Annotated in this window: 21 protein-coding genes and 1 other RNA gene; 12 read left to right on the top strand and 10 right to left on the bottom strand. The window is 64.2% G+C overall.

Annotated elements, in window-relative coordinates; all coding sequences use genetic code 11:
• Positions 1-253 precede the first annotated feature (253 nt).
• Together NDO48_RS20190 and NDO48_RS20185 are read right to left on the bottom strand one after the other, a co-directional pair.
• Positions 254-1,048: a thymidylate synthase gene (locus NDO48_RS20190; protein WP_267322231.1), complete on the bottom strand. Its 795-nt coding sequence runs from the start codon at positions 1,046-1,048 to the stop codon at positions 254-256.
• Between the two features lie 238 nt (positions 1,049-1,286).
• Positions 1,287-1,598: a DUF2853 family protein gene (locus NDO48_RS20185; RefSeq protein WP_018428542.1), complete on the bottom strand. Its 312-nt coding sequence runs from the start codon at positions 1,596-1,598 to the stop codon at positions 1,287-1,289.
• 184 nt (positions 1,599-1,782) lie between these two features.
• On the opposite strand from NDO48_RS20185, the gene ssrA reads away from it, so the two are divergent.
• Both ssrA and NDO48_RS20175 read left to right on the top strand, forming a co-directional pair.
• Positions 1,783-2,144: a transfer-messenger RNA gene (gene ssrA, locus NDO48_RS20180) on the top strand.
• 149 nt (positions 2,145-2,293) lie between these two features.
• The gene (locus tag NDO48_RS20175; protein WP_267322230.1) at positions 2,294-2,842 is read left to right on the top strand and encodes an AAA family ATPase; all 549 of its coding nucleotides are present in this window, start codon (positions 2,294-2,296) and stop codon (positions 2,840-2,842) included.
• An 82-nt stretch (positions 2,843-2,924) separates the two neighbouring features.
• Here NDO48_RS20175 and NDO48_RS20170 read toward each other — a convergent pair whose 3' ends face one another.
• Positions 2,925-4,070, bottom strand: a complete 1,146-nt coding sequence (locus NDO48_RS20170) for a sensor domain-containing diguanylate cyclase (RefSeq protein WP_267322229.1) — start codon at positions 4,068-4,070, stop codon at positions 2,925-2,927.
• Positions 4,071-4,255: 185 nt separating this feature from the next.
• Positions 4,256-5,461, bottom strand: coding sequence for a multidrug effflux MFS transporter (locus NDO48_RS20165; RefSeq protein WP_018428546.1), 1,206 nt, complete (start codon positions 5,459-5,461; stop codon positions 4,256-4,258).
• 158 nt (positions 5,462-5,619) lie between these two features.
• Between NDO48_RS20165 and NDO48_RS20160 the strand changes: the two genes are divergently transcribed.
• The 4 genes from NDO48_RS20160 to NDO48_RS20145 all read left to right on the top strand — a co-directional run bounded on the left by NDO48_RS20160 (position 5,620) and on the right by NDO48_RS20145 (position 7,392).
• Positions 5,620-6,279, top strand: coding sequence for a TetR/AcrR family transcriptional regulator (locus NDO48_RS20160; protein WP_026227306.1), 660 nt, complete (start codon positions 5,620-5,622; stop codon positions 6,277-6,279).
• A 91-nt stretch (positions 6,280-6,370) separates the two neighbouring features.
• Positions 6,371-6,904 carry an SspB family protein gene (locus NDO48_RS20155; RefSeq protein ID WP_018428548.1) on the top strand — a complete coding sequence of 178 codons (534 nt, stop codon included), beginning with the start codon at positions 6,371-6,373 and terminating at the stop codon, positions 6,902-6,904.
• 15 nt (positions 6,905-6,919) lie between these two features.
• Positions 6,920-7,147, top strand: coding sequence for a DUF4169 family protein (locus tag NDO48_RS20150; protein ID WP_018428549.1), 228 nt, complete (start codon positions 6,920-6,922; stop codon positions 7,145-7,147).
• On the top strand, positions 7,144-7,392 hold the full coding sequence (locus tag NDO48_RS20145) for a ribbon-helix-helix domain-containing protein (RefSeq protein WP_018428550.1): 249 nt from the start codon (positions 7,144-7,146) through the stop codon (positions 7,390-7,392). The genes NDO48_RS20150 and NDO48_RS20145 overlap by 4 nt, the downstream gene beginning before the upstream one ends.
• Positions 7,393-7,460: 68 nt before the next feature.
• Here the strand turns inward: NDO48_RS20145 and NDO48_RS20140 are convergent, their stop codons facing one another.
• The 4 genes from NDO48_RS20140 to NDO48_RS20125 all read right to left on the bottom strand — a co-directional run bounded on the left by NDO48_RS20140 (position 7,461) and on the right by NDO48_RS20125 (position 14,384).
• Positions 7,461-11,456, bottom strand: a complete 3,996-nt coding sequence (locus NDO48_RS20140; RefSeq protein ID WP_018428551.1) for an AsmA family protein — start codon at positions 11,454-11,456, stop codon at positions 7,461-7,463.
• Positions 11,457-11,738: 282 nt separating this feature from the next.
• Positions 11,739-12,260, bottom strand: a complete 522-nt coding sequence (locus NDO48_RS20135) for a hypothetical protein (protein WP_018428552.1) — start codon at positions 12,258-12,260, stop codon at positions 11,739-11,741.
• Positions 12,261-12,350: 90 nt separating this feature from the next.
• Positions 12,351-12,803 (bottom strand): GNAT family N-acetyltransferase, encoded by a 453-nt coding sequence (locus tag NDO48_RS20130; RefSeq protein ID WP_018428553.1) that lies wholly within the window; start codon positions 12,801-12,803, stop codon positions 12,351-12,353.
• 165 nt (positions 12,804-12,968) lie between these two features.
• Positions 12,969-14,384, bottom strand: coding sequence for an FAD-binding oxidoreductase (locus tag NDO48_RS20125; protein ID WP_026227307.1), 1,416 nt, complete (start codon positions 14,382-14,384; stop codon positions 12,969-12,971).
• Positions 14,385-14,500: 116 nt separating this feature from the next.
• Between NDO48_RS20125 and NDO48_RS20120 the strand changes: the two genes are divergently transcribed.
• From NDO48_RS20120 to NDO48_RS20105, 4 genes are all read left to right on the top strand, one after another.
• Positions 14,501-14,980 carry a thioesterase family protein gene (locus NDO48_RS20120; protein WP_026227308.1) on the top strand — a complete coding sequence of 160 codons (480 nt, stop codon included), beginning with the start codon at positions 14,501-14,503 and terminating at the stop codon, positions 14,978-14,980.
• 157 nt (positions 14,981-15,137) lie between these two features.
• Complete coding sequence (locus tag NDO48_RS20115; protein ID WP_018428556.1) at positions 15,138-15,335, top strand: hypothetical protein; 198 nt, start codon at positions 15,138-15,140, stop codon at positions 15,333-15,335.
• Positions 15,336-15,578: 243 nt separating this feature from the next.
• Positions 15,579-16,277, top strand: a complete 699-nt coding sequence (locus NDO48_RS20110; protein WP_157632745.1) for a hypothetical protein — start codon at positions 15,579-15,581, stop codon at positions 16,275-16,277.
• Positions 16,278-16,288: 11 nt separating this feature from the next.
• Positions 16,289-16,717, top strand: a complete 429-nt coding sequence (locus NDO48_RS20105) for a DUF2780 domain-containing protein (RefSeq protein ID WP_018428558.1) — start codon at positions 16,289-16,291, stop codon at positions 16,715-16,717.
• 80 nt (positions 16,718-16,797) lie between these two features.
• On the opposite strand, the gene NDO48_RS20100 is transcribed toward NDO48_RS20105, so the two are convergent.
• Both NDO48_RS20100 and NDO48_RS20095 read right to left on the bottom strand, forming a co-directional pair.
• A complete protein-coding gene (locus tag NDO48_RS20100) occupies positions 16,798-17,676 on the bottom strand; it encodes a dienelactone hydrolase family protein (protein ID WP_267322228.1) in 879 nt (292 codons plus the stop codon).
• A 138-nt stretch (positions 17,677-17,814) separates the two neighbouring features.
• Complete coding sequence (locus NDO48_RS20095) at positions 17,815-18,357, bottom strand: glyoxalase superfamily protein (protein ID WP_267322227.1); 543 nt, start codon at positions 18,355-18,357, stop codon at positions 17,815-17,817.
• Positions 18,358-18,622: 265 nt separating this feature from the next.
• On the opposite strand from NDO48_RS20095, the gene NDO48_RS20090 reads away from it, so the two are divergent.
• Both NDO48_RS20090 and NDO48_RS20085 read left to right on the top strand, forming a co-directional pair.
• Complete coding sequence (locus NDO48_RS20090) at positions 18,623-21,121, top strand: ATP-dependent helicase (protein ID WP_267322226.1); 2,499 nt, start codon at positions 18,623-18,625, stop codon at positions 21,119-21,121.
• 285 nt (positions 21,122-21,406) lie between these two features.
• Complete coding sequence (locus NDO48_RS20085; RefSeq protein ID WP_267322225.1) at positions 21,407-22,915, top strand: DUF4173 domain-containing protein; 1,509 nt, start codon at positions 21,407-21,409, stop codon at positions 22,913-22,915.

Below are 22,915 nucleotides of genomic sequence, written 5' to 3'. Positions count from 1 at the left end.
CCGAACGTTCGGCGTATATTTTCGGCCAATTGGCAACGTCATTTGCGCAAATTGCTGCATCAACTTTGCCAATCAGCTTGAACAGGCCCGCAAGGTCGTCGAGCCATAGCGGCTGCTGACCCGATCCCGCAAGGCATGCGCCTGACGGTTCAGGCCGATCACATCCTTCGCGGTGAGGCCCGATCGGCGCCTGCGCCTGCCGGCCAGCCCCCGGTGCTGGAAGGAAGGCAGACGGCGTACAGTCCGCTCTTGTCTAAACCGCGATCGGCGCGCGGATGGAGGCGTCGGCGACGTAGTTTTCCAGCCTGAAATCCTCGAAGCGGAAGGCGAACAGGTCAGTGACCTCGGGATTGATCCACATCGTCGGCAGCGCCTTTGGCGTGCGCCCAAGCTGCTCACGGGCCTGCTCGAAGTGATTGTGGTAGATGTGGGCGTCGCCGAGCGTATGGACGAAATCGCCCGGCTTCAGCCCCGTCACCTGCGCCACCATCATCGTCAGCAGCGCGTAGGACGCGATGTTGAACGGCACGCCAAGGAAGATATCGGCCGAACGCTGATAGAGCTGGCACGAAAGCCTGCCGTCGGAGACGTAGAACTGGAACAGGCAGTGGCATGGCGGCAGCGCCATCGCGTCCACTTCTTCCGGGTTCCAGGCCGAGACGATCAGCCGACGCGAGTTCGGGTTCTTCCTGATCTGCACCAGCAGGTTGGCGATCTGGTCGATCTCGCCGCCGTCGCGCGTCGGCCACGAGCGCCACTGCTTGCCATAGACCGGGCCGAGGTCGCCGTTCTCGTCGGCCCACTCGTCCCAGATCGAAACGCCGTTGTCCTTGAGATACTTGATGTTGGTGTCGCCGGCCAGAAACCACAGCAATTCGTGGATAATCGACTTCAGGTGCAGCTTCTTGGTGGTGAGGACGGGAAAGCCTTTTCCCAGATCGAAACGCATCTGGTAGCCGAACACCGAGCGCGTACCGGTACCGGTCCGATCACCGCGGTCGGAACCGTTTTCCATGACATGGCTGAGTAGGTCGAGATACTGGCGCATCGGTCGGGCTCGATTCGTCGTTTGCCAGATCATAGCGGAGTGGGCCCGCTCTGGAAACGAATGCGCTTCCTGTCCCCAGGCGCATTGACGCGGGCGTCCATGCGTCAAAGCTACGCTCGGACGGCCCAGCGTTCGACAATGCCACAGGCAATTCAGGCAGCGCACGCGCCGCCCGGCCTGAACCACCCGAAACCGGACCGAAATCCGGCCCGGTTTTCAGGATTCGATCGGTAAGGGATCAGATCGCGCCGAGTTTGCCGAGTTCCTTGGCGACCAGGTAGTAGAAAGTGACGCGGTTCTTGGTGTGGTCGGCCGACATGGCCTTGCAGACCTTCTCCAGCGCGCCATCGGCCTTCTTGGCGTCCTCGACGCCGAGCTTCTTGGCAATCCAGCCGGCTTTCACCCGGTCGAGCTCCTTGGGGTCGGTGCAGGAGACCAGCGAGGAATCGCGGTTGCGCAGTGCGATGCCGAGATGCTTGACGATCTTGCTGACCGCCTCTTCCTTGGCGCCGGCATCGTACTTCTTCACGTCTGCAAGATAGTCGCTCATGAGTATTCCCCTCGTCGACAGATTGACGTCATCTCCCGCGGGGACTGCCGGCCTTGACCGGTTCATGCGCAATGCAAGCTTTCCCCAGCGTGGCGAGCTTCTGTTCGCGCAAGGCGCGAGTCAACCCTCGGAGTTCGCGTGGCATCATAAATCTGTTGCGGATGGAGAGGTTAGGCGGCTTTCCGCCCTTCCCTTTTGAGCGCCGCATCCTTATATTCGCACCGTCAGCTTGACTGACTATGGCGATAAACTGCCGATGAAATAAGCCATTCGGACCCGGGGGCGGTACCCGGCGCCTCCACCAAAAGTCGTCGTGCAATAGAGCGACGGTTTTTGCTGGGGGCGAAATAGGATCGACGAGGGTGTAAAGATCGGACTTTTGCTCGGCATTGTACCACCGTTATCGGGCTAAACTTATAGTTGCCAACGACAACTATGCGGAAGCACGTCTCGCTGCTTAATGCGGTGCGATAGCTTCAAATTAAGTCCTAGCGGTTCGCACTTCTAGGCGGGGTTCGGAGGTACCTGGCAACAGAAACCTCCACTTCTCCCCCCTCACTACCTCTGGGCTTCGACCCCGCCGGACCTTCCGGTCATTTTGCCTGCCGCGCGCGTGCGATTGCCGCGCAGGCCGGTTCACGTCCGTGCACGCGCACCGCAGTCGACGCCCCCTCACCTCATCTCTGGAGACAAAAATGCATCGCGACTGCGACCGCTTCTTCGTGCTTTCAGGTGGCCCCGGCTCGGGCAAGACCACGCTGATCGAGGCCCTCGGCCGCCGGGGCTTCGCCACGACGGCCGAGGCCGGCCGGGCCATTATCCGGGACCAGACAGCGATTGGCGGGCCAGCCACCCACCAGAACGACCCTGCCCTGTTCGCCGAAATAATGCTCGCCTTCGACATGCAGTCCTACCGCCTGGCGCTGGACAAGGAGGGGCCGGTTTTCTTTGACCGCGGCGTGACGGAACTTGCCGGATACCACCGGATGATGGGCATGCCGGCGCCGGCACATTTCAGGACCGCAGCAGAACGCTTCCGCTACAACCCCAAGGTCTTCATCGCGCCGCCATGGCCGGAGATCTTTGCCAATGACGGCGAAAGGAAGCAGTCATTCGGGGAAGCGGTCACCACCCATGATGCGTCGGTGCGGATCTACGCCGAGTTCGGCTATGAGATCGTAGCGCTGCCCAAGGCATCGGTCGAAGAACGGCTGCGCTTTGTCCTTGCCGAAGCGGGCCTGTGAAGGCACCGCCGGAAAACAGCACATGGACGGGCCCAGGCCGTAGCGGATGCCTGCGCTTCCTGCTGGAACGCCCGCCGCCTGGCTAGGCTGCGCTCGGCAGTTGCACGCCCTCGGCAAAGGTGCGGTTGCGGCCGGCGCGCTTGGCCGCATAGAGGATCTTGTCGGCACGGGCGATGGCGTCCCAAAGGTCTTCGCCCGGATGGAATTGCGCGATGCCGAAGCTGCAGGTGACGCGGAAATCGTCGGGCAATTCGGAAAAGCTCAAGCTGGCGATCTCGCGCCGCAACCGCTCGGTCAAGGCGAATGCGTCGTCGACGGTTCTGTCCTTCAGCACCATGACGAACTCCTCGCCACCGGTGCGCGCCGCCACGTCGCCCTTGCCCAGGCTGCGCCTGATGATGCCGCCAAAGCCTGTCAGCACCACATCGCCGGCAGCGTGGCCGAAGCGGTCGTTGATGCCCTTGAAGCGATCGATGTCGCAGGCAACGACGCTGAGCGGCTTGTGGCCACCGACAGGGTGCAGGCGCGCCTCCCGCCCCTGCAGGCCGCGGCGGTTCAGCAGCCCGGTCAGCGGGTCGGTGTCGCGCTCGGCCTTCAGCGCCAGCACGATGTCGGCGCAGACCACCACCAGCAGGCCGAGCCCGCTGGCCGCACCGAGCACGGACATGCTGAACTGCGCCCAGATCCAGAACTCGGATTCGAAGAACGCGCCGATGTCGTCGGAAGGGATCGAGCTCTTGTCGAGCAGCACGCGCACGAAGAAGGTGACCCCGAGCCCAAACAGCAGCCAGACCATGGCCTGGTCGATCACATTGCCGCGCACTAGGTCACGCAACTTCCAGGCGCCGCTCAGGACAATGCAGCCCATGCCGATATTGAGGGCATAGACGCGGATCTGGAGATTGTTGTCGACATAGTAGAAATAGCACAGCACGCCGACGATCGCGGCAAACCAGGCCGCGTGCAGGGCCAGCGGCATCGACCTGCCGGAGCGCGCAAGCACGCCCTCCACCAGAAGCAGCGGGCCTGCGGCATAAAGCATGGCGGAGACGATGGTGTTGTAGCCGATATCGGGCGGCCACAGGGCGAACTGCACGATGGTGCCGCCCCCGACCGCCGCGAATGCAAGCGCGAAAAACAGCAGGTGCCGCCGGCGGCGCTCCAGCAGCCATACGCAGAAGAACGTCGCTGCAAACAGCAGCAGCAGGGCCGAAGGGATGAATTTCAAGATTTTCCGCAGGCCTCTGGCGTCGTCGCTACTTCCGGTGGTCTTGCGGAGACTTACCGGCCCATAGGTAAACAAGACGATATCGAGGCTGGGTGAAGTCGGCCAAGAATGGTTGGGCCAGCAGCGCATGTAACGAGCCTGCTGTCCGGTGACTTGGGGCCGGGCATGCGCCCGGCCCCAAAAGCTCATTCGGCCGGCATCTCGGCGACGTTGCGGCCACGGCCGAGCGTCACCTGGGCGAGCGCAAACGCGATGACGGCGGAGATCGTGATTCCTGCGACCATCGGCAGCGGCGTGCCGTCGAAGAACAGCCCGGCCACCGCCATGGCGGCCGCGCCGATGGCGAAATGCAGCGTGCCCATCAGGGCCGAGGCCGTTCCGGCGATCTCGCCATGCTCTTCCATTGCCAGCACCGACGTCGTCGGAATGACGAGGCCGAGGAAGCCGTAGCCGACGAATAGAAGCGCGGCGAGAACGTCGAGGCGATCGACGCCCGAGGCGAAGACGGCAAGCAGCACCACCATCATCGTGGCGTAGCCGACGACAGCCACCCGCACCACGCGCTTCAACCCGAACCGCTCGGTCAGCCAGCCCGTCAGCTGCGACATGCCGATGAAGGCGACCGCATTGATCGAGAAGAACACGCTGTAGATCGACGGCGACAGCCCGTAGTGATCGATCAGGATAAAGGACGAGTTGGCGAGATAGACGAAGAAGCTGGCGATGCCGAAACCGCCGATCGCGGTCAGCCCGAGGAAATTGCGGTCGCCGAGCAGGAAGCGGTAGCCGACGAGCGCGCTGCGGATCGAGCTTTCGGCACGATGATCGGCCGGACGCGTTTCCTTGAGCGACGTTGCCAGAAGGACGACCGCCAGCACCGCAGCACCCGTCACCGTCCAGAACACGGCACGCCAGCCGAGACTTTCGATGATCAGGCTGCCGGTCAGCGGCGCAAGAATAGGCGACACGCTGAAGACGAGCATGAGCAGCGACATCAGGCGCGCTGCCTCGGTTCCGGTGTGCAGGTCACGCACGATTGCGCGCGGCACCACCATGCCGGCCGAGGCACCGAGGCCCTGCAGGAAACGGAAGGCGATCAGCCACTCGATGTTGGGGGCCACCGCCGCGCCGACGGCGCCGATGGCGAACAGCACGAGACCTATATAGAGCGGCGCCTTGCGGCCGATCATGTCGGAGATCGGGCCGACGACGATCTGCGCCAACCCCATGGACAGGAAGAACACCAGGAGGCTCATCTGAACGGCCGCGGTGCCTGCGTTGAGGTCGGCGCCGATGGTCGGCAGCGCTGGGAGATACATGTCGATGGCGAATGGGCCGATGGCCGACAAAAGGCCGAGCACGACCGCTACGCGGAGGAATTGGGGTGTCATGGCGTGATTCTTTCAGTCTGGTTTCGGTCGCAGTCGCGACACGCAATCCAAGGACGTTCGGCAATGCGAGTTTGCGACTCCTCCCGACCCGAAACTCGATTACGTCCAGATTTTTAGACATGCTTGTCCAAATCGTCAATCAGCTGTATATAAAAATGATGACACAAGCGACTGCTCCTGACATTTCCATCCTGCGCAGCCATTCTGCCAAGCGGCTCTCGATCCTCGACGCCGCGGCCCGCGTCTTTTGTCGGGAAGGCTTTGCCGGCGCCAATATCGACCTGATCGCAGCCGAAGCCGGCGTGTCCCGGCAGACCGTCTACAATCACCACGGCGACAAGGAGAACCTGCTGGTTGCGGTGGTTCGCGAGATCACCGAGCGCATCAATGTCGGCGTCTTCGACACGCTTGCCACCTTCCCCGACAAGCCTGTCGACCTCGAAGCCGAGCTCGTCGCCTTTGCGGTCAGGCTCAACCAGAACTGCCTGTGCAACCGCGACGGCAAGTTCCTGCGCAAGCTGTTGCAGACCGAGGGCGAGCGTTATCCCGAACTGTTCGCCGGCTGGCGTGACCAGGGTCCGGCCAAGACCTGGGCAGCACTGGCCGCCCGTTTCGCACGCCTGACGCTTGCCGGCTGGCTCGATCTCGACGATCCCGACGTCGCCGCGCGCCAGTTCCTGGCACTCGTCAATGCCGATCTGCAGATGGCATTGATCTTCGGCGACACCGTCTCCGAGGAGCAGCTCGAGGCAGCCGCGACCAATGCCGTGCGCTGCTTCCTGCGCGCCTATGGCAAGCGTCGCCCGATCGCGACATGACCAAGCTTCAATACGGCGCTATATCCGGTTTACGCCGGCCTCAAGCTTGATTACAGGTAAGGGAACGATTCAATCGGACCCGTACTGTCCTATGGCCGAAGACCAGATCCGCTATGACATTCTTGCCCAGGAGGCACTGCGCGGCGTTATGCGCAAGGTCCTGGCGGAAGTCGCGCGAACAGGATTGCCGGGCAACCATCATTTCTTCATCACCTTCATGACCGGCGCGCCGGGCGTGCGCATCTCCAGCCGCCTGCGCGAGCGCTATCCGGAGCAGATGACCATCGTCATCCAGTTCCAGTACTGGGACCTCAAGGTCACCGACACCGGCTTCGAAGTGGGCCTCTCCTTCTCCGATATCCCCGAGAAGCTCGAAATCCCCTTCTCGGCGGTGCGCGGCTTCTACGATCCTTCGGTCAATTTCGAGCTCGAGTTCGAGGTCAAGACCGACACTGCCGAAGTCGAGCCGACCCCAGTCGAGCCGGTGGCCGTCGTCAAGCCGGCCGAGCGCAAGGAATCGAAGAAAAAGGCCGCGGCCGCAGAGGAAAGCAAGGAAGCCCAGGACGAAGCTGCACCCGGCAAGGGCGCCGAAGTCGTCTCGCTCGACGCCTTCCGCAAGAAGTAACCCCGGACGGTCGCCATGGCCGATATCGTCAATCTCCGCCAGTTCAAGAAGCAGAAGGCGCGCGGCGATCGCGAGGCCCAGGCCGAACAGAATCGCGCGCTCCACGGCCGCACCAAGGCCGAAAAGCAGCGTGACAGGCTCACCATCGAGCAGGCCGAGAAATTCGTCGAGGCCCATCGCCGCGACCGCAGGTCCAAAGACGGCGAGCCCCGGGACGACAACCCTCAAGACCGCAAACCATGAGCCTTGTCGCCAAGCGTTCGGTGAGCATCCATGGCCACCGCACCAGCTACTCGCTTGAAAAACCGTTCTACGACGATCTTTTGGCCATCGCGGCGATGCGTAAGATGACGCTCGCCGGCCTCGTCGCCGAAGTCGACGCCAACCGCCCGCGCGACGCCAATCTGTCCTCCGCCCTTCGGCTCTTTGTGCTCCAACAGGCGAAATTGGGGACGTTGGGCGGGATCGATGAGGTCGAGACCGCCTAGACGTCGACGCCGACAGCCATGGCATCAACAGGTGCTGCCCTGGCGCTCAGATGACGCCACAGCCTGCCCTACTGTGGCTCCAGCGACTTCAGGAATTCGTCGAGACTGAGCGGTTCGATCTTCTTTTTCACTGGTGCCGGATCCGGTGCTGTTATCGGCTCGGCAGGCGCAACCGGCATGTCCAGCGGCCGAGCCTCGGGCAGTGGCGCGCGTTCAATCTCCGACGCGGGCTCGGGCTTGGCAGGCTCGGGCTTGGCAGCCTCGGCATCGCGCCTCGCCTTCTCCTCTTCGGCCTGCCTGGCCTTCCGTTCGGCCTCCAGCTTGGCCTCGGCGTCTCGCTTGGCCGCTGCCTCGGCTTCCTGCTTCGCCCGGGCCTCGGCCTCGTGGCGCGCCGCCTCCTCTGCGGCAAGCCGCGCCTTCTCGGCTGCGGCGTCCGCCTCGGCCTTGGCCTTGGCCGCCGCTTCGGCCGCACGGGCTTCTTCTTCGGCCTGCAGGCGGGCCGCTTCGGCCGCGGCCTTCGCCTCCTGCTCCGCCTTGATGCGCGCCTCCTCGGCGAGACGCGCCTCTTCGGCAATGCGCTCGCGCTCGGCCTGCTGGGCTGCGAAATAGCGAGCCTCGCGCCGCAGCCGTTGCTTTTCCAGCAGAACCGCCTGCATCGCCTCGACGCGGGCCTGCTCCTTCTCCAGCGCCCGCTGGGTCAGGAATTGCGCCAGCGGCGCGCTGTCGAAGGTAAGGTTCGTCGCACCGGGGCTGCCTTCGAGCTGGAAGTTGAGCGTGGGTTCCGAGCCGGTGACCTCTTCCTCGCCGGATGCGTAGGCGATGCCGCCAGTGCCCGCCACGGTGCCGGAATTGAGATCGGCACGCAGGTCCGCTGTCAGCGTGGCCGAAGGATTCTTGAGTGTGAGAGGCGGCGCCCGCAGGATGCCGGCGGCCACGGTAAAGGCGACATCGGCCCGATCTGCGCTGAAACTGCCATCGCCCGCTATCGCCGGGGCGAATCCCACCACCCGCGCCGCATTGACATCCCGTCCCAACGCATCGGCCTTGGCAATCAGCGACCCGAAGGCGTCAGGGTTGAAGCCCGGCACGACAAGACCGTCGACGACAGCCGTTCCCGAACCTGACAGCGACGCCACCAGCCCCTCGACCGACTTGCCGCTGCCGGACAGGCTGGCCGAAAAACCGCCCTTGCCGCCAAGGCCGGCCGCAACAGGAATGGCCGAGACGTCGGCGCCGTCGAGCTTGAGCTGGCCGGTCAGAAGTCCCGTGCCGTCATTGTTCTTGAGTTCGGCCAGCCCCTCGAGGCTGCCGCCGAAGATCTTGCCCCTGATGTTGGACAGCCGGAGCGACTGCCCGTCGATCTTGAGGCCCAGCGACGCGTCGTTCACCACCGCCAGCGGCTCGGCTGCCAGCGTGTCGGCAACGATGTCCAGTTCGGCATTGAACGGCACCGCCGACTTCGAGGCAAAGGCTGTTTTTGGCCAGCCGCGCCCCTCGACCGCAAGCGCGTTGGCGCCAAGCAGCATCTCGGCGAATGGCCTCAGGTCGAGTTCGTCGACCTTGAGCGAACCGGCAAGAGACGGCACGCCCTCGACCAGCGTCGCCTTGAGATCGCCCGCAAACGCGCGTTCGTTGAGGGTGCCCGTAAGCTTGCCGAGCGCCAGCTGCCCTTGGGACAGATCGGCGTCGGCGACAAGCTCCACCGCGGTGCCCGTGCCCATGCCGGGAACCGAAACGCCCGTCGTCATCAGCCAGGGTTCGATATCGGCTGCCTGCAGCGTCACCCTGCCGCGCAGGCTCGCCACATCGTCGCGCAGGGTCGTCGTTCCGGTAAAACCGGCCGATGCGTCCTCGCCGGCCATGCTGGCGGTGACGTCAAGGCCGTTCCGCGCCGCGCCAGTCGCTGCGATTTCGAGTTCGCCCTGCCCCGTCATGCCCAGCGGCAGGACAGGCAGGCCAGCCAGGGCGAGAAGCGCCGTGGCGTCATTGTTGCGCGCCGAGAGGTTGAGCTTGATATCGGTTGCTTCCGGCACACCGGAATAGGCGGGTGCCGACAACGTCGCCAGAAGATCGGAACCGCCCGCCTCGCCCTTGGCGCTGAGTGCCAGGCCGGCCGATCCGTCACTGTTTTCGGCAGCACTGGCAACGAAGTCGATGCGGGCATCGGTCAGAAGATCGGGATATGCGGCGGAACGCGCGGCGAGCCCGCTCAGCACGCGATTGTCGGGCCATTGCCGGGCGGCAAGCGACACCAGCGGTGCAAGGTCCACGGCAACGATGGATGCGTCGAGATTGCCGGTCGGCGCTTTGGGAAAGTCCTTGATCCTGCCGGTTGCACTCAGCGACGCCCCGGCAAGCCCACCCACAGACAGCCTGTCGATCTCCAGCACGCCTTCCCGCAGCCTGAGCGCGGTATCGAGCGTGTCGGCGCTCAGCCCGGCAAAGTTCACCGGTCCCGCCTTCACCGCGAGGTCGAGGTCCGTGTCGGCGAAGCGGTTGGCGCCTTGGTCGGTGACGAAAAGCGAAGCAAAGGCGCGCATGCCTTCCAGGTCGAGCTCGCTGCCATCGAGCTTCATCGTCACCGAAGCACGGGCATCACCGGGCTGCAAACTATCGAGTTCGCCGGTAAACCTGGCCTTGCCGAGGATCAGCTCGATGTCGTCGAGGCGCTGCTGCTCGCGCGTCAGCGCAACCTTGGCCTTGAAGCCCGCTGCCGGCAGCCGGCGCACCGCCTCGTCGATGTCCTTCGCCACCCAGGCGGCAAAACCGGACGGCTGTCCCACCGCCAGAAGCAGCTGCCCGTCAAAGCCGAGCGCATCCTTGGTATGCAGGAAGCCCTCCGCCTCCAGCCGCGCCCGGCCCGGCAAGGTTGCTGCCAGCGACTTGAGCTCCCAGCCATCATCCGACGGCTCGGCCTTGAGCCTGACGTCGCGAACCGTCGTGTCGCCGGCAACGATCGCCGGCAGGTCGACGTCGACGGTGCCGGGTATCGTCGGCCGGGGAAGTGCCACCAGCGTCTTTTCCAGCGCCGTCAGACGCTCGGAAACCGACAACCCCGCTCCACCGGTCTCGCCCCCCACGGCCTCGTCAAAACGCACCTGCGCGCCCTTGGTCGAGACGGAAAAACGCGGCGAGGCGCCGAGGTCGATCTCGGCTGTGCCATCGGCGGTGTAGGGATCCTCGAGCGGGCCTGTCTCGAAACGGAATTCCTCGATGCCGAGCCTTGCATTGTCGAGCGCGAACCTGCCCTTCACGCGGAAGCCGGGGTCGACGGGTTTTGCCGGCGCCTTCGTGGCATCGGCGGCAGGCTGTCCCTGCGGCGCCGCACGGTTTTCCAGCAGCGTGAAGCTGCCGGAATAGAGCCCTCGCCCCTTGTCCATGCTGACATTGCCGTCGCTGTCGAGCACGACGCCGAAACGCTCCGGCGTTGCGCGCACCCTCAGCCGCATCTGGCCGGTCGGCTCAAGCGCGCCCGTCGACGCCGACAGCTGCGTTGGCATGCCGTCGACCTTCACCGTGCCGTCGATCCGCCACGGCCCCGTCAGCGCCTTGGCGGAGACGGCCATGTCGATGCCGGAAAGCACATGCTCGCGCCCGCTCACTTCGTGGCGCAGCGTGACCTGGCCGTCGCTGATCGTCAGCTTCTCGATCGATATCTGCCGTGCATCGAAGGGCGTCGAGGGGCGTATCGCCCAGTCGACGGTGCCGTCGGCGGCGACATCGATGGTGGCGACCGGCCGGACCAGCCGCATGTCGAAGATCAGGAACTCGCCGCGCAGGAACGGCGCCAGTTCGGAATCCATGGAGAAGGTCTCCACGGTCATCGCCGGCTCGCCGTTCGTGCCGCCGCCCACGGCGACGTCGGAGAAGGTCACCGACGGAAACGGCAGGATTCGCGCCGTCACATCGCCCTGCACCGTCACCTTGCGGCCGAGGATGACGCTGGCCTCGCGTTCGAAGTCGGCCTTGTAGCCCGACCAGTCGATAAAATACGGCCCCACCAGCGCCGCACAAAGCGCCAGCACGAACAGGCCACCAAAAATCACGAACAGGCGAGCGAGCATTGCCTCGGGGCAAACAGGTTAGTGTCCCAGGCTTTTAACCGCAGGAGCGTGGTCATTTGGTGACATGTTGGGCTGTGCGCTCCGGCACGTCAACGCCGCGCGACACCTGTACAGAGAAATGCGACCCCGTTCAGCACGTCAGCCTGCGAGATGCGCGAGATTCAGGTCAGGCCGAGCTGAAAATGCTGGCTTCCGAGAACCGGAACGGAGCGTACATTTAGGTACGTGAGTACCGGAAGCGGAGGAAGCCTGCATTTGCAAGCCGGCCTCACCTGAATATCTCTAGCGCGCGTCGCGCTTGGCCTGTGCCACCGCCGCCGCCTTGCGCAGGCGCCCGCGCTCCATCGGCCTGACGAGGCTCTTTGCCTTGGTGTTCTCCACCGCCCGCATGCCCTCATGCGCGTGCCGGGTGTTGAAATCGTCGGCCTTCGCCGTCTTTTTCTCCTTCAGCGCCAGCGCGTGGCGGGCATTCTCGACCAGCGCGATGCGCGCGCCCAGCTGGCGCCTGCGCTCCTGCTCGCCGTTCAGGCGCCGCATGCCCATGGCCAGCACGCTGAGCTTGGCCTTGGTGCCGTGATCCTTGGTCACCGGCTGCGCGCCCTTGGGAGCCGCCTTGCCGCGCATCTCGCGGCGCATGCGATGCGCGTCCGACTGGACCTTGTCGCGCCGCTCGCGCAACAGCTTGGTCACGTCGCGCAGTTCCTTGTCCGAAAGCTCCTGCACCCCTGGGTGGCGCGACTTCTGCACCAGTTCCAGTTCGTCCTTCGTCAGCAGCCGTTGTTCCTGCTTTTGCGAAACCGCCATGTCGATGTCCTCGCCTTGATCATCCGGGCCTTGACCATCCGGTTGCCTCGCAGGGAGGCAACCGGACTGTCCGCCCGAACTATGGCGCGGTCAAGCCGGCCGGTGCATGCGGACCACTTCGAGCGCCCGCCCCTCATCATCCTGGGCATGCCTCAACGTCTCGGCAAAACCGAGGCGCCGGTAAAAGCCGAGCGCCGCATCATTGTCGGCATAGACCTCGACGTCGAGCGCGCCCTTGAGTCCCGCCACCTGCAGCACCAGCGCCTTGCCCAGCCCGAGACCATGCGCCGAAGGGTCGATGAACAGGCCGCCGATGAAGTCGTCGATCAGGCCGATGAAGCCCGCCGGCTTGCCGTCCAGTTCGACCACCCAGTTCTCGGCCTGCGGCAGGTAGATGTCCCTGACCTTGACCTGCTGGTCCAGCAAGTCAGCTTCCGACAGGAAAGGATGGCCGACGCGCGATGCCTCGAGCCAGATGTCGGCCAGGCGATCGCAATCGGTTGGGGAATAGGCGCGGATCGTCGCGCCGTGAGCGTGTTTCATGGATTTGTCCTTGGAATATGCAGTTCAGAGATGGGTGCGAGCACCCGTTCGGCTGTGAGGCCGTCATCGGCATGTGCCGACGCTTCAGCGATTGAAGTCTCTGCGCATAAGATTCCTTGTTGGACGCCGCCGCACTAGCAAGCCGGCGTCAACGGGTCAACGCCCCTACCGAGCCGCAGGCAGTATCTTGCCCGGGTTCATGATGTCGAGCGGGTCGAGCGCCCTCTTGATCGCCCGCATCACCTCGACGCCATGGCCGTGCTCACGCTCCATCAGCCCCATCTTGCCCTGGCCGATGCCATGCTCTCCGGTCGAGGTGCCGTCCATCGATATGGCCCGTTCGGCCAGCCGCTTCACGAACTCCTCGGCCTTGCCGATGTCGGCCGCGTCGTTGGGGTCCATCAGCACCAGCGTGTGGAAATTGCCGTCACCGACATGGCCGACGATGGGTGCGATAAGACCCAACCGCTCGATATCGGCCTCGGTCTCGGCAATGCATTCGGCCAGCCTGGAGATCGGCACGCAGGCATCTGTCGACAGCGCCCGCGCCCCGGGACGCAGCGTCTGCGACGCCCAGTAGGCGTCGTGCCGCGCCTTCCACAGCTTGGCGCGTTCCTCGGCGACCTTGGTCCACAGGAACGGCCCGCCGCCGAACTCTGCCGCGATCTCGCCGAACGTTTCCGCCTGCTCGGCCACCCCGGTATCCGAGCCATGGAATTCGAGGAAAAGGCAGGGGCTCTCGGGATAATCGAGCTTGGAGTAGGTCTTCATTGCCCGCATCTGAAGCGCATTGACCAGTTCGATGCGCGCCACAGGAATGCCCATCTGGATGGTCGCGATGACAGCCTGGCACGCCGCCTCGACAGACGGGAACGGGCAGACACCGCCCGAAATCGCCTGCGGAATGCCCTGCAGCTTGAGCGTCACCTCGGTGATGATGCCGAGCGTGCCTTCCGACCCCACCAAAAGCCGTGTCAGGTCGTAACCGGCCGAACTCTTCCGGGCACGATGCGAGGTCGTAACCTCGCTGCCGTCGGCCATGACGGCCCTGAGCGACAGCACGTTCTCGCGCATCGTGCCGTAGCGCACCGCGTTTGTGCCCGATGCCCGTGTCGCAGCCATGCCGCCGAGGCTGGCATTGGCACCAGGATCGATGGGGAAGAACAGGCCGGTGGCGCGCAGATGCGTGTTCAGCGCCTCGCGCGTCACCCCCGCCTCGACCGTACAGTCGAGGTCTTCGGCATTGACGGACAGGATCTTGTCCATTCGCGACGTATCAACCGAGATGCCGCCGGCCGGCGCGTTGACATGACCTTCCAGCGACGTGCCCGTGCCGAAGGCAATCACCGGCACACGATGTTGCGCGCAGACGCGCACCACGTCCTGCACATCTGCGGTGCTTTCGGCAAACATCACGCCATCGGGCATCTGGTTGGGCAGGTAGGTGGTGGTGTGGCCGTGCTGCTCGCGGATCGACTGGCCGGTCTGGAAGCGCTCGCCGAATTTCTGCTTGAGGATGCCGAGCGCCGTGGCAATGCCCTCCTCGTTCCGGACCATCGCCCTCAGGTCGCTCAGAGCCATGTTTTCCTCCGCGATTGGAACAGCCTGGCGCCTTGCCGGCATCTTATGCTCCGGTAATCTGCCAGCATCGGTGGTTTGTCCAGCGCCACCAAAGGCCAAGTCGAAGAGGATCGTCCATGCCAGTGCCATTCGTCTCAAGCGTCATGGAGATCGAGAAAGGCTGGATCGACTATAACGGCCATCTCAACATGGCCTACTACAACGTGCTGTTCGACCGCTGCAGCGACGAGGCGCTCGATGCGCTCGGCATGGGCGCAGCTTACGTCCGCGACAGGAAACTCACCATCTACACGGCGGAAGTCCATGTCTGCTACGTGCAGGAGCTGCATCTCGAGCATCTGGTCACCGCGACCTTCCAACTGCTCGACCATGACGACAAGCGCCTGCGCGTCTATCAGGAGCTGCGCCATGTCGATGGCTGGCTGGCGGCGACATCGGAATATCTCGCGCTGCATGTCGACATGACCGGCCCCAAGGTCGCCCCCTTCCCTGGGGATATCATGGCCAATCTCGATGCCATGCGCGCCGCCCATGCGGCCCTGCCCATGCCCGAACGGGCCGGCCGCTCGATCGGCATCAAGCGCAAGCCGGCATAGTGGCCTGACGGCCACATCAGGCTGCCAGGATTAACGTTACCTGTTCATAAACATGCTTTGCAGCCGTCGGTTCGTTGCCTGGACCGCGCCCCGCTCCGACACTTCCACACAGGCGAAGTTGAGTCGCGGCGGGCACCGGACGTCTCTGAGGCAAGGCATGCACACTGACATCGAAGCGACTGCCAGCAAGCTCGCCTGCGATCCGCGCATCAGCGACTACGACTTCTGGCGTTCGCTCCGCAACCTCAACAACGAGATCTTCGAGATCGCCAACAACAACGAGCCGATCCCGATCGAGATGCTGCGCTGGCGGGTCATCCTGCGCCAGGCGCGGTCCAAGCGCGGCGTCGCCTGAATTCGCGCCCGCGCAGGGCCTAACCTTTCCGAAATATTAAATTTTTGTCATGTGCCGCGGCCCCGAGAGTGCCGCCACAATCGAGGCGAAGCATGGCTGCGCTGGCTTCGCCATGCACGCAGCGTCTTCGCCCATTCTCCGGCGATCCACTGGCGCATTCCGATGCCTCCATGAGCTCGTTTCTGGTCGGGACGGATGGTTCGTCCCGGGGGGCGCAGCTTTGTCCGCAAGGAGGACGAGACAATGAGCTTTTCCAGGCTTGTAACTTCATGTGCGTTCGGCCTGACGGGGGTGGCCTTCGTGGCGCTCGCCACGCCAGGCTTCGCCGCCAACCCGTCGGCGGCGCAATCGACCACCAAGGCCTGCAGCCAGCAATACCAGGCCGCCAAGAAGGCCAACACCCTGAATGGCGAGAAATGGCCTGAGTTCCTGTCCAAGTGCAGCGCAGCGATGAACACAAACGCAGCGCCCGCAACCGCCCCCGCCAAGAAGCAGACCAATGCCATGGCGCCGGCAAACACCAACACCAGCACCACCAAGTCAGCAATCACCAAGTCCGCATCGGCCGCCTCAGGCAACACAGCCGGCCATCAGACCACCCAGCAGATCTGCAGCCAGCAATATCAGGCGGCCAAGACGGCCGGCACGCTCGGCAGCCAGAAGTGGCCCGACTTCCTGTCAAGCTGCAGCGCCAGCATCAAGAACGACAAATCCGATGCCACGATGCCGGCCGAACCCACCGTCGCTTCGGCCAAGCAGGCCATGCCCGCCACCTCGGCCAACGGCAAGCCGCTGTCGCCGGGTGAAGTCGCCTTCCGTCAGCGCATCCATGAATGCTCGACCGAATGGCAGAGCGAAAAGTCCGCGGGCACGCTGCCTGCAGGCGCCAAGTGGCCGCAATTCTGGAGCCAGTGCAACGCCAAGCTGAAGGCCCAGGGCTAAGGAGGCAAGGCATGAATGCTCAGGACATCGTCGATTCCGTAGCGACCCAGATCGGCGTCGATCCGGCGATAGCCGAGAAGGCTGTCGGCATGCTGCTTTCGGTGATCGAACATGAGTCCGGCGGGGTGGCCAGTGCCGGGATCTTCTCGAAGATACCCGGCGCCGACGACCTCGCCCACAACAACGACGTCATGGCTGCTTCCGGCGGCCAGGGCGGCCTGTTCGGCAGCTTGAGCTCGGCGCTTGGCGGCCTGCTCGGCGAAAAAGCCGGCGCCATGGTCAACGGCTTCTCGCAGCTGCAATCGCTCGGTCTCGACACGAGCCAGATCGAGCAGGCAGGCGAGACCCTGATCAGCCAGGCCAAGACTGCCGCCGGCCCCACCGCCGTCAACGGCCTCGTCGAGGCGGTGCCCGCACTCAAGGGGCATTTCGGGCTCTGACTTCAAGCCAGACGAAAAAGCCCGCGCCATGTGCGCGGGCTTTTCCGTGGACGGGATTCAGGATCGAAGCGGAAAACGCCCTATCCCAGCTTGTCCTTCAGGAACGCGACCGTCCGCCCCCAGGCGAGATCGGCCGCCGCCTTGTCGTAGCGTGCTTCCGACGTGTCGTTGTTGAAGGCATGCTGCGCGCCATCGTAGACGAAGACCTGAAACTCCTTGCCGGCTTTCTCCAGAGCCGCCTTGTAGGCATCGATGCCCGCGTTGATGCGCTCATCCTTGCCGGCATAATGCAGCATCAGCGCCGCCTTGATCCTGGCAATGTCAGCCTCGTCCTTGGGTTGGGCGCCGTAATAGGCGACGCCGGCCGAAAGCTCCGGCGCATTGACCGCCAGCGTGTTGACCAGGCCGCCGCCCCAGCAGAATCCGACCGCGCCGACCTTGCCGTTGGACAGCTCATTGGCCTTGAGGAAGGCCACCGTCGCCACGCCATTTGCGGTTGTCTGCGCCGCGTCCATCTTGCCGAACATCTCACGCGCCTTGTCCTCATCGGCAGGTGTTCCGCCCTGCGGCGACAGGAAGTCGGGAGCCAGCGCGACGAAGCCTTCGAGCGCAAAGCGCCGCGCCACGTCGCGAATATGCGGGTTCAGGCCGCGATTCTCGTGGATGACGATAACCGCCGGCAGCTTGCCCGACTGGTCGGCGGGATGGACCAGATAGCCCTTCATTTCGCCTGTGGCGCCCGGATAGGCGATATCCTCGGCCTTCAAGCGCTTGTCGTCGTCGGCGACGATTGCCGCGCGCGCCTGGTTGGCCGCAAGCATGGGCACGATGACGGCCGCTGCGGCCCCCGAACCGGCCAGCCTGGTCAGCTTCTCCATGAAGCCGCGCCGGTCGAGCGTCAGATGGGTGTATTCGTCATAGGCATCGATCATTGCCTGGGTGATGGCAGGTCCTGTCATGTCTCGCTCCCTGTCTTCGACTTCAGGCGGCGAGTGTAGCGTATGCAATTGTAGTTGGTGTCACGGTTGCGTGAAGTTCCGCGCGCCCGCGCCGAAGCAGCGCAGGCGCGTTTCGAAAGCTGCCCGGTCAAAAGCTGCCTAGTCCTGGCTTTCCATGAAGCGGATGCGATTGCCGAACGGGTCGATCACCTCGCACTCCAGCCCCCACTCCTGCTTCTCCAGGCCAGGCCGGTTGTATTTGTAGTTCTTGGCGATCAGCCCTTTCTGGAAGGCTTCGACGCCCTTCATGTAGCAGACGGCCGTCGCACCGGGGCTGGCGTCGCCGGAATGCTCCGACAGGTGCAGCCTCAAGCCTCCGCGCGACACCTGGCAGTAGAGCGGCGCGCCGGGATGGAAGCGATGCTCCCAGTCGATCGTGCAGTCGAGAAAGCCTTCATAAAAGCCCCTCGCTTTGTCCTCGTCGAAGATGCGGAAGATCGGCACCGGCTGGGTGAAACTCACAACGCCGGCCGTGGGCTCTTCCGCCTTGTCCAGCTTGCTCGACAGGATGTTCCAGGTGTCGACGCCGAATTGGCGGGCGACGATTTCCAGCGCCTCGCTGTGGCTGACATCGAGGTTCTTTTGGGCAAGCGCCTCGCGCATGGCTTTCGCCATCGCCTTTGCGTCACGATAGGTTCGCATGATCTTCCGATCCTCTGGATGTGGCGAGAAATCCCATCAGTGCCCGCATTGCCGATGCTCTCACCATCCCACGGGATCAGTGACGGAAGCGTCCGATGTGTTCGCCATACCCTTGTCGGGGCGCGGACTGCCGGCCACATCAAGCCTTGTGGCAAGCTAGCAAGGCGGCAGCGGCGGGGTCAATGCCGTCGCTTTTCCCGGCAAAACCAGAACAAAACAGAGACGCGGCTGGCCTTTCCGCCCCGAATCACTACATTCGGGGCAAATGTCAGACTTTCCGGACGACATGCCCTTTTTCGACGAGCCCGGCGGGATGCCGCCCCGGGCTGCCAGCACGCCTGCGCCCAGCGGTATCGCCGCGCGCGCCATGGCCGCACGGCAGGCCCCATCGGCGCCCGATTACCTCAAGGGCCTGAACCCCGAGCAGCGCCAGGCCGTCGAGACGACAGAGGGCCCGGTTCTTGTGCTCGCCGGCGCCGGCACCGGCAAGACGCGCGTGCTCACCACCCGCATCGCCCATATCCTCAGCCAGGGCCGCGCCTATCCCAGTCAGGTCCTCGCCGTCACCTTCACCAACAAGGCGGCGCGCGAGATGAAGCAGCGCATCGGCCATCTTGTCGGCGAAGCGGTCGAAGGCATGCCGTGGCTCGGCACCTTCCACTCCATCGGCGTCAAGATGCTGCGCCGCCATGCTGAACTGGCCGGCCTGCGTTCCGACTTCACCATCTTGGACACCGACGACGTCATCCGCCTGATCAAGCAGCTGATCCAGGCCGAAGGCCTCGACGACAAGCGCTGGCCGGCGCGCCAGTTCGCCATGATGATCGATGGCTGGAAGAACAAGGGCCTCGGCCCGTCGGAGATTCCCGAGGGCGATGCCCGCTCCTTTGCCAATGGCAAGGGCCGCGAGCTCTACAGGGCCTATCAGGACCGGTTGCAGACGCTGAACGCCTGCGATTTCGGCGACCTTCTGTGCCACCCGATCCGCATTTTCCGCGCCTATCCTGACGTGCTCAAGGAATACCACAAGCGCTTCAAATACATCCTGGTCGACGAGTACCAGGACACCAACACGGCCCAGTATATGTGGCTGCGCCTCCTGGCCCAGGAAACCGGCGCTCCGGGGCAAAAGAACGTCTGCTGCGTCGGCGACGACGACCAGTCCATCTATGGCTGGCGCGGCGCCGAGGTCGACAACATCCTGCGCTTCGACAAGGATTTTCCCGGCGCCGTCGTCATCCGGCTCGAGCGCAACTATCGCTCGACCGACCACATCCTGGGCGCTGCCGCCCATCTGATCGCCCACAATGAGGGTCGCCTCGGCAAGACCCTGTTCACCGAACAGGCCGATCCCGACGACGCCAAGGTCAATGTTCACGCTGCATGGGATTCCGAGGAGGAGGCCCGCGCCGTCGGTGAGACGATCGAGCAGTTGCAGCGCCAGAAGCACAATCTCAACGACATGGCGATCCTGGTGCGCGCCTCGTTCCAGATGCGCGAGTTCGAAGACCGCTTCGTCACGCTTGGCCTCAACTACCGCGTCATCGGCGGCCCGCGCTTCTACGAGCGTCAGGAGATCCGCGACGCCATGGCCTATTTCCGGGTCGTCGCCCAAGGGGCCGACGACCTCGCCTTCGAGCGCATTGTCAACGTGCCCAAGCGCGGCCTCGGCGAAGCCACCATTCGTCAGATCCACGACACCGCCCGCGCGCTCGGCATGCCGATGCTCCAGGCGGCCGCCCAGCTTGCCGAAAGCGATGAGCTCAAGCCCAAGCCGCGCGCCGCCCTTCGCGAGGTCGCGGCCAATTTCGAACGCTGGCAGAAGGCGCTCGACAACACCCCGCACACCGAACTCGCCGAGATCATTCTCGAAGAGAGCGGCTATACCGACATGTGGAAGAACGACCGCTCGGCCGAAGCGCCGGGCAGGCTCGAAAACCTCAAGGAGCTCATCCGCTCCATGGAGGAATACGAGTCGCTGCGTTCCTTCCTCGAGCATGTCGCGCTCGTCATGGACGCCGAGCAGGACGAGCAGCTCGACGCCGTCTCGATCATGACGCTGCACTCGGCCAAGGGCCTCGAATTCGAGACCGTGTTCCTGCCCGGCTGGGAGGAAGGCCTGTTCCCGCACCAGCGCGCGCTCGACGAAGGCGGCCGCTCGGGTCTCGAGGAAGAACGCCGCCTTGCTTATGTCGGCCTGACCCGCGCCAAGAAGAACCTGCATCTGTGGTTCGTCTCCAACCGCCGCATCCACGGCCTGTGGCAATCGACGATCCCCTCGCGCTTCCTCGACGAATTGCCCGAGGCGCATGTCGAGGTGGCGGATGCCGGCAATTCATATGGCGGCTATGGCGGCGGCAGCCGCAATCCCTATGGCGCCTCGCGTTTCGACGATGTCGGCCAGAAATCCTTCTCCAACACCTATGCCACGCCCGGCTGGCAGCGGGCGCAGCAGAACCGCACCGAGGCCACCGACCGCAATTGGGGCTCGCGCTCAGGCCACTCGGTCGAGCGCATCGGCTATGGCGAGACCGATTCCGGCTTCGGCGCCGGCCGCGGCTCGGTCAAGGGGCGCACCATCGACGGCGAACTGGTGGCAAAATCCGTCGCCACCGAACCGTCGCGCTTCAAGGTCGGCGACCGGGTGTTCCACCAGAAATTCGGCAACGGCAACATCTCGGCCATCGACGGCAACAAGCTGACCATCGACTTCGACAAGGCCGGCCAGAAAAAGGTGCTGGACGGGTTCGTGAACCCGGTGTGAGCATCCGGCGCGTTGCCATTCGACGACGCCCTGCACGAAACCTGCACGAAACTCCTGAACATCTCCTCGTTCCGGCCACCATGCGCGCCCGATGCGGCGGCACACATGCCGCATGCAAACGACATCAGACATCGCTGCCCGCACGCCCCTGCAACTGCCCGTAAGGCTCCTCTCGGAAGCCTGGTGGCTGGCTGATCAAGCCCGCCCCCAAGTTCCCGCTGTTGTCATCCCGCTTTCCAGGGTCAAATCGGCAGAACGCCGGGCCGGCGAGATGGAGCGCAGCGCATGAAGCTCTCCGCGTATCCGGCAGCTCTATCCACCAGGATCGGCATCGTTCTGCTGCTGACGCTGGCAGCAGATTTCCTGCTGTTCAGACAGCCCTTGGGCATCTCACTGTTCATCTTCGCGGGCCTTGTCGCCGCGGCCTTGATCGCCCTCCACCCGAGATCGCCCTACCCCGGTCCGCTCCTGGCCAAGCTGGCGATCGCCGCCGCGGCCGTATTGCCGCTTGCCGAGAATGTCAGCCCGCTTTCGGCAGCGGTTTCGACTGCTGGACTTTCTGTCTTTGCCCTGTCGATCTCGGCGCGCCTGCGATCAGGCTCGACAAACGTCCTCAAGCTCGTCGCCGGATTTCTCGTGGCCGTTCCCTTCAGCCTGATGCACGATGTCCCGCGCCTGCGGAAACTGACCAGGTCCAGCAAAGGCGTGCGCTTCGTAAGTCTCGCGGCATGGACGCTCACTGTTGCGCTGGGGGGCGTGTTCATCACGCTCTTCGGCATCGCAAACCCCGTCATCGGCCACTGGATATCGCTCATCGACCTGAGGGCCATCCTCGACCTTCTCGACATCTGGCGGCTGGCCTTCTGGCTCATCGTGATCGGGCTCGTCTGGGGCTTCCTCCGGCCGCGACTGCCTCGCTGGTGCCGCAGATACATCTCTTCCACGGTGAGAACTTCCACACCCGACCAGGACGGCAGCACGGTCTCCACCCTGCAACAGGCGATGTTCGGCACAGCCGCGATCCTGCGCGCCCTCGTCGTGTTCAACCTGCTGTTTGCCGTGCAGACCGTGCTCGACGGCGCCTATCTCTGGGGCGGCGTCGAGCCGCCCGCCGGGCTGACCTATGCAGCCTATGCGCATCGAGGCGCCTATGCCCTGATCGTCACGGCCCTGCTTGCCGCAGTCTTCGTGCTTGCCGCCCTCAGGCCCGGCAGTCCGACGTCGGCCGATCGTCGCATCCGCGCTCTTGTCTATCTCTGGTCCGCGCAGAACGTCGTGCTGGTGATATCGTCGATCCTGCGGCTCGATCTCTATGTCGACATCTATTCGCTGACCTACTGGCGCGTCGCTGCCTTCATCTGGATGGGGCTGGTGGCGACGGGCATCGTGCTGATTGTCGCCCGCATCGTGCTCGAGAAGTCGAACGAATGGTTGCTGGGCGCCAACATGCTGACGCTTTCTGCGGTTCTCTACACCTGTTGTTTCGTCAACTTCGCCGCAATCATCGCCCACTACAACGTTACCCATAGTCGTGAAATGTCCGGCAGGGGAACTGAATTGGACTGGTCATATCTGCATTCGCTCGGGCCTGCCGCGATTCCCGCGCTGGATCTGGCCTACAAACGCTCGAACGGCATGGGGGCAGACATGGAGCCAAGCTTCTGGGCGCGTTGGCGCGAAACGGACCGTTTCCGCATCGACCAGCAGAACTGGCGTGCCTGGAGCTTCCGCAACCACCGGCTCGCACGGTATCTCGGGCAGCCGCTTGTTCCCACCATGAATGCTCCGCGGTGA

This window comes from Aminobacter sp. MET-1 (genome assembly GCF_026521175.1).
Lineage (GTDB): Bacteria > Pseudomonadota > Alphaproteobacteria > Rhizobiales > Rhizobiaceae > Aminobacter.
This window is presented reverse-complemented; position numbering and strand designations above follow the sequence as displayed.

Coding starts and splice junctions, on each gene's coding strand:
- NDO48_RS20190 (WP_267322231.1), bottom strand. CDS start 1,048: ATGCGCCAGTATCTCGACCTACTCAGCCATGTCATGGAAAACGGTTCC.
- NDO48_RS20185 (WP_018428542.1), bottom strand. CDS start 1,598: ATGAGCGACTATCTTGCAGACGTGAAGAAGTACGATGCCGGCGCCAAG.
- NDO48_RS20175 (WP_267322230.1), top strand. CDS start 2,294: ATGCATCGCGACTGCGACCGCTTCTTCGTGCTTTCAGGTGGCCCCGGC.
- NDO48_RS20165 (WP_018428546.1), bottom strand. CDS start 5,461: ATGACACCCCAATTCCTCCGCGTAGCGGTCGTGCTCGGCCTTTTGTCG.
- NDO48_RS20160 (WP_026227306.1), top strand. CDS start 5,620: ATGACACAAGCGACTGCTCCTGACATTTCCATCCTGCGCAGCCATTCT.
- NDO48_RS20155 (WP_018428548.1), top strand. CDS start 6,371: ATGGCCGAAGACCAGATCCGCTATGACATTCTTGCCCAGGAGGCACTG.
- NDO48_RS20150 (WP_018428549.1), top strand. CDS start 6,920: ATGGCCGATATCGTCAATCTCCGCCAGTTCAAGAAGCAGAAGGCGCGC.
- NDO48_RS20145 (WP_018428550.1), top strand. CDS start 7,144: ATGAGCCTTGTCGCCAAGCGTTCGGTGAGCATCCATGGCCACCGCACC.
- NDO48_RS20140 (WP_018428551.1), bottom strand. CDS start 11,456: ATGCTCGCTCGCCTGTTCGTGATTTTTGGTGGCCTGTTCGTGCTGGCG.
- NDO48_RS20135 (WP_018428552.1), bottom strand. CDS start 12,260: ATGGCGGTTTCGCAAAAGCAGGAACAACGGCTGCTGACGAAGGACGAA.
- NDO48_RS20130 (WP_018428553.1), bottom strand. CDS start 12,803: ATGAAACACGCTCACGGCGCGACGATCCGCGCCTATTCCCCAACCGAT.
- NDO48_RS20125 (WP_026227307.1), bottom strand. CDS start 14,384: ATGGCTCTGAGCGACCTGAGGGCGATGGTCCGGAACGAGGAGGGCATT.
- NDO48_RS20120 (WP_026227308.1), top strand. CDS start 14,501: ATGCCAGTGCCATTCGTCTCAAGCGTCATGGAGATCGAGAAAGGCTGG.
- NDO48_RS20115 (WP_018428556.1), top strand. CDS start 15,138: ATGCACACTGACATCGAAGCGACTGCCAGCAAGCTCGCCTGCGATCCG.
- NDO48_RS20110 (WP_157632745.1), top strand. CDS start 15,579: ATGAGCTTTTCCAGGCTTGTAACTTCATGTGCGTTCGGCCTGACGGGG.
- NDO48_RS20105 (WP_018428558.1), top strand. CDS start 16,289: ATGAATGCTCAGGACATCGTCGATTCCGTAGCGACCCAGATCGGCGTC.
- NDO48_RS20100 (WP_267322228.1), bottom strand. CDS start 17,676: ATGACAGGACCTGCCATCACCCAGGCAATGATCGATGCCTATGACGAA.
- NDO48_RS20095 (WP_267322227.1), bottom strand. CDS start 18,357: ATGCGAACCTATCGTGACGCAAAGGCGATGGCGAAAGCCATGCGCGAG.
- NDO48_RS20090 (WP_267322226.1), top strand. CDS start 18,623: ATGTCAGACTTTCCGGACGACATGCCCTTTTTCGACGAGCCCGGCGGG.
- NDO48_RS20085 (WP_267322225.1), top strand. CDS start 21,407: ATGAAGCTCTCCGCGTATCCGGCAGCTCTATCCACCAGGATCGGCATC.